This window comes from Catenuloplanes sp. NPDC051500 (assembly GCF_044454585.1).
In the GTDB taxonomy this organism is placed as follows: Bacteria; Actinomycetota; Actinomycetes; order Mycobacteriales; family Micromonosporaceae; genus Catenuloplanes.
Map to the genome: position 1 here is coordinate 72,770 of NZ_JBITDX010000028.1, position 10,300 is coordinate 83,069.

Below are 10,300 nucleotides of genomic sequence, written 5' to 3' on the forward strand. Positions count from 1 at the left end.
AACGGCTACACCGGCAACGGGTACGACGACGGCTACGAGCCGGGCCGCTACGGCGCCGCCTCGGGGTACCCGGCGTCCTCGGAGGCGCAGACCGGCCTGCTCCCCGCCGTTTCGCCTGCTGGTGGCGGTAGCGCGGGGCAGCAGCCGGCCGCGCAGCACGGCGGCGGGCAGTACGACAAGTACGACCGCGTCTCCTATGACGCCGGCCAGTACGACGCCGGGCAGTACGACGCCGGCCAGTACGACAGCGGTCAGGGCGGGCAGTACGGCGGCGGGCAGTACGGGCAGCAGCAGCCGGGTCCGGGCGACTACGGCACCGCGCCGCAGAGCTACGGCTCACCGCAGTCCTCCCAGGCCACCACGCTGCCCCCGCCCCCGGCGCCGCCGGTGGCACCACCGTCGCCGCCCACGATGAACCCGCCCGGCATGAGCCCACTCGGCATGAACCCGCCCGGTATGAGCCCGCTCGGCACGGCCCCGCCCGCCATCCCGCCGCACGCTCCGGTCAGCGCGCCCGCGATGGGCGCACCCACCGAGGGCCCGCTCACCCAGCAGCAGGTGCAGGGCTTCTCAAGCATCGCGAACCAGCTCGCGGCAAGCATCGGCACCGTCGTGCTCGGCAAGCCGGAGCTGATCCGGCTGGCGCTCACCGCGTTCTTCGCGCAGGGCCACGTGCTGCTTGAGGACGTGCCAGGCGTCGGCAAGACCACGCTGGCCCGGGCGATCGCGGCGTCGGTCGACGGCCAGTGGCGGCGCATCCAGTTCACGCCTGACCTGCTGCCCGCGGACGTCTCCGGCGTCACGATCTTCAACCAGGCCACCCGCGGATTCGAGTTCCACCCGGGTCCGGTCTTCGCGAACATCGTGATCGCCGACGAGATCAACCGGGCGTCGCCGAAGACGCAGTCCGCGCTGCTCGAGGTGATGGAGGAGCGCACGGTCACCGTCGACGGTGTGCCGCACCCGGTGCCGCGCCCGTTCCTTGTCGTCGCCACGCAGAACCCGGTGGAGATGGACGGGACGTACCGGCTGCCCGAGGCCCAGCTCGACCGCTTCCTGGTCAAACTGAGCGTCGGCTACCCGGACGAGGCGGTGGAGATCGAGGTGCTCCGCGGGGCGAACGTGCGCTCGCCGGAGAGCCTGCCGCCGATCGCTGACACGAACATCGTGGCCGAGATGATCCGGATGGCGCAGCGCGTGCACATCGCGGACCCGCTGTACGCGTACGCCGTGCGCCTCGCGGCCGCGACCCGTACGGACCCCCGGGTCAGGATCGGCGTCAGCCCGCGTGGCGTGATCGCGCTGACCCGGGCCGCCTGCGCGTACGCGCTGCTGGAGGGCCGGGCCTGGATCCTGCCCGAGGATCTGAAGGCGCTGATCGGCCCGGTCTTCGCGCACCGCGTGCTTCTCAACCCGGACGCGGCGCTGCGTGGCGCCACCGCGGACGACGTGGTGGCCGACGCGCTGCGCTCCGTCCCGGTGCCGCTTCCCGGCGGCGCGCACGCCTGATGCGCCCGACCTCGCGCGGCATAGGACTGGCCGCCGGCGCCCTGGTGCTGCTGGCGGCCGGTCTCCGGTTCGGCTACGTGGAGCTGGCGGTGCTCGGCGCCGCCGGCCTGCTCGCGGCGGTCTGGGCCGTGCTGTTCGTGGCGTGGCGGCCGACGCTTGCGCTGACCCGGGTCGCGGACCCGGACCGGGTGCCGCGCGGTGAGCCGTCCACGATGATCCTCACGTTGCGCAATGCGGCCCGCCGCCGGTCGGCCACGCTCGCCGCGTCCGACTCCTGCGGTGGCCGCCCGGTCACGGTGCCGCCGCTACGGCTGCGCGCGGGCCGGGACACCACTGTGACGTACCCGGTGCCGACGCACCGGCGGGGCAGGATCGCGGTCGGCCCGCTGCGCGTGACGCGCGCTGACCCGCTTGGCCTGGTCCGGTTCGCGCAGGCGCACGGCGACCCGGTCACGGTCTGGGTGCATCCGCGGATCCTGCCGCTGAGCGCGATCCCGGCAGGTGTCACCCGCAGCATGGACGGCCGGTCGGACACGGTGCCGCAGGGCTCGATCACGTTCGACACACTGCGGGAGTACGTGATCGGCGACGATCTGCGGCGCGTGCACTGGCGTTCCACCGCACGGATGGGCGAGCTGATGGTCCGCGAGCAGCTGGACACCAGCCTGCCGCGGCTGGTGGTGCTGCTCGACGACCGGGCCGCGTCGCACACGCCGCTCACGGACGGCATGTCGGCAAGCTTCGAGGCCGCGTGCGAGGCCGCCGCATCAGTGGTGGCGGCCGCGGCCCGTGAGGATCTGCCGGTCACGTTGCACCTGGTCAGCGGCGTTTCGGAGGAGGGTTTCAGTCCTCTGGACGCACTTACCGCAGCGGAGCCGCAGGCGGCGTCCGAGGAGACGTTCCGGACGGCGACCACCCGGCTGCGGCAGCAGAAGCTCGGCGACACGCTGATCTTCCTGACCGGGCCGGGCGGGCGCGCGGACCTGGGTCAGCTGGCAACCGTGCGGACGGCGTACCCGCTGCAGGTCTCGGTGGTGCTCGGCGGGACCGGTCGTGCGCACCCGTCCGGCTGGAGCGGCGGCATGCTTGTCCTGAACGCGGAGGACGGCGACACGTTCGCCGCGGAGTGGAACGGCGCGGCCGGATGATGGTGAGGGTGGTGCGCGCGGCCGGGCTCCCGATCGCGCTGGCCGGCATGATCGCGCTCTGCGGCGTGTTGCTCGGCCGTGTCTATTCAGGCCCGCTGCTCATGCAGCTCGTCGCGGGCGCCGCCGTGCTCAGCGTGGGTCTCGGCACCGCGGTCCGGCGGCTGCCGTCCTGGACCGTCGCGCCGCTGTCCGTGCTGCTGCTCGCCGGGTACACCGGGTTCGCGCTCCGGCTGGCCGCGCAGCGCGCCGGGCTGGACACGCCGCTGGCCCAGGTGCTCGTGGACGCGGCCCGCAACGGCATCCCGCGCATGCTCACCGCGATGATCCCGGTCGAGCCGACGCCGGACACGATCGTGGTGCCGCTTGTCGCGGCGTGGCTGGCAGGCCTGGCCGCGACAGAGGTCTCCGGCCGCGCCGGCTGGGTACTGCTCGGCTACACCGCGCCGATCGGCCTGCTTGCCGGCACGCTCTACGTGATCGGGCCGAACGCGGATGCCGCGCTGCCGCCGACGCTCGCCTTCGTGGCGCTTGCCGCGCTGGGTCTGGCCACCGCGCCGGGCCGGGTGCCGCCGCGGTCCCGGGCGCTGACCACCGCGACCGCGCAGGGTGCGGAGTCGGCCGGCCGCCTGCGCCGCCTGGCCGGCCCGGTGGTGGCGCTCGCGGTGCTGCTGGCGCTGACGTTCGCGGGCGCGCCGCAGGTCGCGGGCCTGGTGACCGCCGCCCCGGTCGACCCCCGTCAGTACGTGGAGCCGCCGCAGGTCGACAGCCTCGACGAGAGCCCGCTGAACCGGATCTCCGGCTGGGCGCTCAACCCGGACCAGCACCTGTTCGACGTGGAGCCGCTCAACGGCACAGACCTTCCGCTGGTACGACTCGCGGTGCTCAACGACTACGACGGCGTGACCTGGAAGGTCGGCGCCACCTACCGGGCCGCGGGCCGGGTGCTGCCGACCGCGCCGCCCGCGCCCGGCTCGACAGTGGAGCAGGTCGACCAGCGGCTGACAATCGCGGAGCTCAGCGGCCGGCTGCTTCCCGCAGTGCCCACGCCGTCAGGTGTCGAGGGCACGCGGGTGGCGTTCGACGCGGCGTCCGGCACGCTGATCCGGCCCGAGGGTCTGACGGCCGGGCTCCGCTACACGGTGTCGTCCGCGCGGGAGAAGCTTGACCTGAGCGGCCTGCCGGTCGCGGACGTGCCGGGCGGGCCGGACGTGGCACGCCTGCTCACCGTCTCGGACGGCGTGCCGGAGCCGGTGCAGCAGCTCGCCGAGCAGCTGGGCGAGGAGAACGGCGCGCCGTACGACCGGGCGGTGGCGATCGAGCAGTTCCTGGCCACGCACTACCGGGTCACGGCGGACGCGGCGAGCGGGCACGCGTACCCCAATCTGGGCTTCTTTCTCTTCGGCCCGCGCAACGCGGGCGGCCAGGAGGGCACGTCCGAGCAGTTCGCGGCCTCGTTCGCGGTACTGGCCCGGCTGCTCGGCCTGCCGTCCCGGGTGGTCGTCGGCTTCTCTCCGCCGGCCACGGGCGCGGGCGGGCCGGTCCCGATCCGCGGTGCGAACGCGTTCGCCTGGCCCGAGGTGCTGTTCGACGGCGTCGGCTGGGTGTCGTTCAACCCGATGCCGCAGGCGGACGCGCAGCCGCGCCCGGTCGAGGAGGACTTCCGCCCCGAGCCGGACAAGTCCGACGAGCCGCCCACGGACGCCCCCACCCCGTCGATCGAGCCGTCCGCCGACGCGTCCGCCGGTACGGCTCTGGCCGACGGCGGGCCCGGTGCCGCGCGGACCCGGGCCGTGGTCGCGGGCGGCATCTCCGGCACGCTGCTCCTGGTCCTCGGCGGGCTGGTCATCGCCCTCCTGATCATGCGCCGCAGCCTGTCCCGCCGCCGGTTGCGCGCGATCGACCCTCGCGAGCGGGTGACCGGCGCCTGGCTGGAGGTCGGCGACGCGCTCCGCCTGGCCGGCCGTCCCGCCTCCCCGGATCTGACCGCCACCGAGTTCGCCGGCCACGCCACCGAGACGGTCGCGCAGGCATCCGCGCAGGTCAAACGGCCGGAGCTGCGAGCCGCGGTGCCGCCGCTCGACGAACTGGCCGAGCTGATGAACCAGGACACGTTCGCGCCACGTGCGGTCGACGACCTCCAGGCGAGCCGCGCCGGCACCACCGCCGCAGCCTATGTGGCAGCCCTACGCGCCCGTCGCCCGTGGTGGCGGCGCGTCCTCTGGTCGCTGCACCCGGGCCCGCTGCGGTGGGCCCGCAACCGGTCAGGCCCGCCGAAGGCCTAGCCCGTCGAAGGCCTAGGTGCGCCGGAGCCGCAGGAGGACGCCGCTCGAGTTGCTCGCGACCACTGTGTACCGGTCTTTGACGCTGTTCAGCTCGGCTTCGATCACCTCGGCCGACGCCATGCTGACGTCAAGCGGTGTGCCGTAGACGACCCATTCGGGATCGGTCCCGTCACCCGGATGGTCCGGGAAGAAATAGACGGTGCACCGGGAGGTCAGCTGGGCCGCGAAGTGGTTGTCCGCCGCCACGGTCGCGCCGGACGGTATCTTCTCCAGCAGCTCCTTCGCGGCCTTCACCTCGGCGCTGAGACGCCAGTTGTTACCGTCGAGCAGGCTGTTGAGCGCCCACGGCGAGGCGTACGTGTAGACCACAGTGAGCGCCGCCGCTGCGATCGAGACGGCCAGCTTGCGCCGCGCATCACGCGTGAAGAACGTGAGCGTGGACATCGACTCCACAAAGGCGACGAAGACGATCGGCATGAGTATCGCGTTGTACTGGAACCCCATCTCCCAGTAGAGCGGATTCGTCGACCAGAACCGCCAGAGCAACGTGGGCACCGCCACCAGGAAAAGCGACGAGATCGGCGCCAGGAAAGCGGTGGGCAGCACGATCCAGAAGAGCGTCCGCCACTTGGCGACAGGCGTGAACATCCGCGCCAGCGGGCCCTGGTCTGTCGGATACTTGTTGACCGAGTAGGCGTAGACGTGCTGAGGATTGAAAGCCGGGATGATGAACGCCACGATCGCCACTCCGGCGGCCACGGCGAATCCGATCAGCGCGATCCCGGTGCGGCGCTGCCCACGAAGCGCGATGACCAGGCCGATCGCCGCCACGGTCGCCGGCAGGTCCTCCTTCACCAGGACCAGCGGAAGCGCCCACAGCACCGCGCTCCGCCAGCGCTTCTCGACGATCGCGACCAGACTGAAGGCGACAAGCGGCACCGCGAAGGCGACCTCGTGGAAATCGAAGTCGACCGCCGACTGGAAGCCCCAGGAAAGGCCGTAGGCGACGCCGATGCCCATCCCGCCCGCGACACCGGCGGTCGCTATGGCGAGCCTGGCGACCGGAATCACCGAGACGGCGATCAACGCTGCCTGGAAGAGGAGAATCGTCAGCGGGCTGGGAAACACGCGGTAGAACGGCGCGATGACGATGAGGATCGGATGGAAGTGATCCCCCAGCAGGTTGAAGCCCGGTCCCTTGAGCGCCGCGATCGGCGGGCCCAGGTGCGCGTACCCCCTGATCGCCTGTTCGAAGATCCCTAGGTCGTAGCCGCCCGTCTGAAACCGCGCGTGCCGGCCGATCGCCAGCGTGCCGAAGGCGATGAAGACCAGGAGAGCCAGGGGGTACGGGGCCCAGCGCCCGGAACGACCGGGTCCGGCCCCGTCCTCGGAACTCCGGGGGATCGTGACAGCGCCATGAGGGGTGATCGACACGGCCGGAAGCCTAGGCCCCACGTGTCGCACGCCGTCAGCGCGGGCGACCGTCTGTGTGGTAGCCCGCCGAGCCGGGCCGCCGCGTCACTGGAGCACCGCCAGCGCGGGCGAGATCTCGTCGAGGAGTTCGCGGGCGAGGAAGCCGATCCGGCCGTGGCCGGGGACCAGCCGCTGACCGGCGGTGGCGTGGGCCCAGGCAGCCCAGCAGGCGGCCTGCTCCGGGGTGGCGCCGCGGGAGATGAGGCCGGCGAGGATTCCGGCGCGGACGTCACCGCTGCCGGAGGTGCCGAGACCGGTGTCGGCCGTCTCCTCACGCCAGCGGCGCACGACACCACCCGAGGACGGGCGGGACGCGATGTGGCCGTAGAGCGAGACCACCGCGTCGTACTTCACGGCGATCTCGGCCGCGGCGTCGTCCAGGTCGTCGTCGAGATCGTGGCCGAGCAGGAAACGGGCCTCGGTGAGGTTCGGGGTGAGCACGGCGGTGCGGCCGTGGTCGCGGAGCAGGTCCGGCTCGCGGCTGAGCGCGCCCAGCGCGTAGGCGTCCAGGACGAAGACGGTTTCCGGTCCGGCGGCGGCGAGCAGGCCCTTGAGCAGGCCGCTCGTCTCCTCCACATCGTCCAGCCCGGGACCGGCGGCGATCACTCCGGCCTCTGCGGCCAGTTCGGCCAGCCGGTCCGCACGCGGGCGGTCCGCGGCACCCTCGGAGCCCTTCCCGCCGCCGGCGGCCTTGTCCGTCGAAGCAGCGGTGATCGCGGTCGCCGCGACCGAGCCGCCGGGCGTCTCCGGCAGGCCGGCGACGAGCGCCTCCGGCACGGCGATGCTCAGCGCGGCGGCTGTCGACTCCGCGACCGCCAGCTGCAGCACGCCCGCGCCGGCCCGCAACGCGGCCACACCGGCCAGCAGCACCGCGCCCGGGGTGAAGCGGGAGCCGCCCACCACCAGGACCGTGCCACGGGCGTCCTTGCCGCCGACCGGGACCGGCAGCGCCCAGTCGCGCAGCAGGCGGGGGGTGATGACTGCCACGGGCTCAGACCGGTTCGGCATCGACGCCCTCCTCGCTTGTCGGGGTGGCGCCCTGGCGGTGCAGGTGGTGGATCACGGCGAAGTCCTCGAGCACGAGCCGGTCGTGCTCGCCGGGCACCCAGCTGGTGATCGAGCAGTTGCCGACCTCGCCGTCCCGGGCGAGCGTCACCAGGTCCGGCTCGGAGATCTCCTCCAGCAGGTAGCGCAGCAGGTAGACGATCGCCTCGTGGGCGAAGAGGATGACGCGCTCACCGGCGTGGTCGCGGCGCAGGTCACCGAGGAGGCTTCGCAACCGCAGCGTGACGTCCGCCCAGGACTCGCCGCCCGGCGGCCGGTAGTAGAACTTGCCGAGGCGGTCACGGCGTTCCGCCTCCTCGGGGAACCGTGCGCGGACGCCCTTGCCGGTGAGCAGATCAAGGACGCCGAGTTCGCGGTCGCGCAGCCGTTCGTCCACCCAGGTGCGTGCCTCGATCGGGGCCAGCGCGCGTTCCGCGGTCTCCCGGGCCCGGCGGTAGGGCGAGATCACAGCGACGGCGGGGCGCTTGTCGCCGGGCAGTTCGCCGAGCCAGGCACCGACCGCCTCGGCCTGCTCCTGACCGGTCGTGGAGAGCGGCACGTCGGCGTCCCGTTCCGGAATGTCGATGACCTCCTCGCCGGCCTGTTCCGCGCGGGAGGCCGCGACGTTGCCGGTGCTCTCCCCGTGCCGTACGACGGCCAGCCAGCTCAGTTCATCCACGGACGCTGCCTTACCCGGACCGGCGCTCCGAAAACCGGCCGGGGCTCGAACGTCCTCCGGTCACCTCAGGTACGACGCCCCGTTCAGGTCAAGCACCGCACCCGACGACCACGCCCCCTCCGGCGAGGCCAGGTGCAGCACCGCGGCCGCGACCTCCTCCGGCGTACCGACCCGGCCGAACGGGCTCTGCGCGCGCACCTCCGCGCCCGGCTCGCCTGTCAGTTTCGCCGCCTGCCGGGCCGTCGCCACGAAACCGGGCGCGACCGACGCGACCGCGATCCCGTGCGGGGCCAGCGCCACCGCCATCGACTGCCCGAACGCGTGAAGTGCCGCCTTGCTCGCGCCGTACGCGGGGAACTCCGGCTCACCGCGGTACGCGCCGCGCGAGCCCACGTTCACGATCGCGCCCGGCACGCCGCGGTCGATCAGCTGCCGGGCCACGCACCAGGTCAGGTTCGCGGCGGCAAGCAGGTTCACATCGACCGTGTCCCGCCAGATTCGCTGCCAGTCCGCATAGGAGACATCGGCCGGCGAGTGCCGGTTCTCCGGCTGCGGCGCCACGGCCGCGTTGTTGACAAGCACGTCGACGCCGCCGAGCGCGTCCGCCGCGTCCTCGGCCACGCGCGCCGCACCGGCCGGGTCGCGCAGATCACCGCCGGTCAGCACGTGCCCGTCGCCGGCGAGCAACCGCAGCGTGCCTTCCGCCCCGGCCCGGTTGGTCCCGTAATGCACAGCGATCCGGTCGCCCCGCGCCGCGAACGCCTCCGCGATCGCCCGCCCGATGCCGCCCGACGCCCCGCTGACCAGAATGCCCCGATTCATCGCGCCAGCTTGCCGCGATCTTTGTCCGAATGTCAACATTGTTGAATGAGCCAGCTCCCGCGTACGCCGGCGCGGCGTCACCCTCGGCACATCCTCAGAACTGGGCGGAGGCCCCGATACGTCCTCGGCACCGGGCGGAGTCACCGTCGCATCCTCGGCACCGGGCGGAGCGTGGCATGACCTCGCCCCATCTCGGCCGGGCCAGCCGTCGCGGTCTCGCCGACGAGTCCGCTGATCGGATCCGCGACGCCATCCTCGCCGGTGAGGTGCCGCCCGGTGGCCCGCTCCGCGAGGTCGAGCTGGCCACCGCGCTCGGCGTCAGCCGCGGCTCGGTGCGCGAGGGCCTGTGGATCCTGGAACGCGAGGGCCTGGTTCGCAGCGCCTGGCACCGGGGCACCTCGGTCATCGACATCACGCCGGAGGACGTCCGCGAGGTCTACGCGGTCCGCGCCGCGCTCGACCGCCTGGCCGCGATCACCGCGCGCGAGACCGCCACCGAGACCCACCTCGCGGAGCTTGACGCGCTTGTCGGCGCGATGGCCACGGAGATCGCCGGCACCCCGGCCGGACCGCGCCTGGTTGCGCTTGACATCGCCTTCCACGACGGCGTCTACGCGGCCGCCGGCAACCGGCGGCTGACCGAGGCGTGGCACGCGGTCCGCTCTCAGGTCCACCTGTTCCAGCTGCGCCGTGTGGCACTCGGCTTCGCCCACTACCGCGCCCGCGTCGTCGACGAACACCGCGAACTCGCCACCCTGCTCCGCTCCGGGGACCGCGACACCCTCGCCCGCATCGCCGAGGAACACGTCAACAGCGCCCACCGCGGCCTCCTGGCCCACCTGCCCTGAAGCTAGATACTCCTGCTGGGCGATGGTCCGAGCCCGCATGCTCCCGGCTCTGCTGCCCACGCGAGGGGCGGGCGCTACTCACCCGTAATTCATGATCTACAGGCCTTCTGCGGTCAGGGTGAGCGCGCGTCGGAGGCTTGTATATAGCGAAATTTCGGGCGCGGAGTGGCCGACACGACCCTCAGCGGGCCTGGTCCGGTATCGGGTGCTGCTCGAGGCCTTGGTATGTGCCGGCCGGTGGCGGTGCGCGCTCTTCGGCACGACGAAACGCATCTCGTCGACGGCTGCCTGCCCGGACATTTCTGTCTGTTCGGTGAGGTGGGGTGGGTTGGCTGCGGTTCTTTTGCCTCCGGCGGCCCTCCGGGAGGAGCACTCCGGCTCCGGGGCAACCGAAAGGGCTTTGCGGCTTCGCCTTCCGACCCGGGGTGGCTGGGTTTCGTGTGGCCTGTCTGCCCCGTCTGCCATCGACCCGGGCAGAGCCGAGCAGATCATCGG

The 10,300-nt window shown here is 72.8% G+C and carries 8 protein-coding genes; 4 read left to right on the forward strand and 4 right to left on the reverse strand.

What is annotated here, in order from left to right:
* The first annotated feature begins 519 nt into the window (after positions 1–519).
* From ACIA8K_RS36410 to ACIA8K_RS36420, 3 genes are read left to right on the forward strand one after another with little or no spacing between them, the layout of a single operon-like run.
* Positions 520–1,509, forward strand: coding sequence for an AAA family ATPase (locus ACIA8K_RS36410; RefSeq protein ID WP_396067846.1), 990 nt, complete (start codon positions 520–522; stop codon positions 1,507–1,509).
* A complete protein-coding gene (locus ACIA8K_RS36415; protein ID WP_396067830.1) occupies positions 1,509–2,657 on the forward strand; it encodes a DUF58 domain-containing protein in 1,149 nt (382 codons plus the stop codon). Before ACIA8K_RS36410 ends, ACIA8K_RS36415 begins: the two co-directional genes overlap by 1 nt.
* Complete coding sequence (locus ACIA8K_RS36420) at positions 2,657–4,939, forward strand: transglutaminaseTgpA domain-containing protein (RefSeq protein ID WP_396067848.1); 2,283 nt, start codon at positions 2,657–2,659, stop codon at positions 4,937–4,939. Before ACIA8K_RS36415 ends, ACIA8K_RS36420 begins: the two co-directional genes overlap by 1 nt.
* 12 nt (positions 4,940–4,951) lie before the next feature.
* On the opposite strand, the gene ACIA8K_RS36425 is transcribed toward ACIA8K_RS36420, so the two are convergent.
* The 4 genes from ACIA8K_RS36425 to ACIA8K_RS36440 all read right to left on the reverse strand — a co-directional run bounded on the left by ACIA8K_RS36425 (position 4,952) and on the right by ACIA8K_RS36440 (position 8,957).
* Positions 4,952–6,373 (reverse strand): DUF2079 domain-containing protein, encoded by a 1,422-nt coding sequence (locus ACIA8K_RS36425; RefSeq protein WP_396067832.1) that lies wholly within the window; start codon positions 6,371–6,373, stop codon positions 4,952–4,954.
* Between the two features lie 84 nt (positions 6,374–6,457).
* On the reverse strand, positions 6,458–7,420 hold the full coding sequence (locus ACIA8K_RS36430; RefSeq protein ID WP_396067834.1) for an NAD(P)H-hydrate dehydratase: 963 nt from the start codon (positions 7,418–7,420) through the stop codon (positions 6,458–6,460).
* Positions 7,404–8,135, reverse strand: a complete 732-nt coding sequence (locus ACIA8K_RS36435) for a histidine phosphatase family protein (RefSeq protein WP_396067836.1) — start codon at positions 8,133–8,135, stop codon at positions 7,404–7,406. The genes ACIA8K_RS36430 and ACIA8K_RS36435 overlap by 17 nt, the downstream gene beginning before the upstream one ends.
* Positions 8,136–8,195: 60 nt before the next feature.
* A complete protein-coding gene (locus tag ACIA8K_RS36440) occupies positions 8,196–8,957 on the reverse strand; it encodes an SDR family NAD(P)-dependent oxidoreductase (protein WP_396067838.1) in 762 nt (253 codons plus the stop codon).
* Positions 8,958–9,133: 176 nt separating this feature from the next.
* Between ACIA8K_RS36440 and ACIA8K_RS36445 the strand changes: the two genes are divergently transcribed.
* Positions 9,134–9,805, forward strand: coding sequence for a GntR family transcriptional regulator (locus ACIA8K_RS36445; RefSeq protein WP_396067840.1), 672 nt, complete (start codon positions 9,134–9,136; stop codon positions 9,803–9,805).
* The last annotated feature ends 495 nt before the right edge of the window (positions 9,806–10,300 follow it).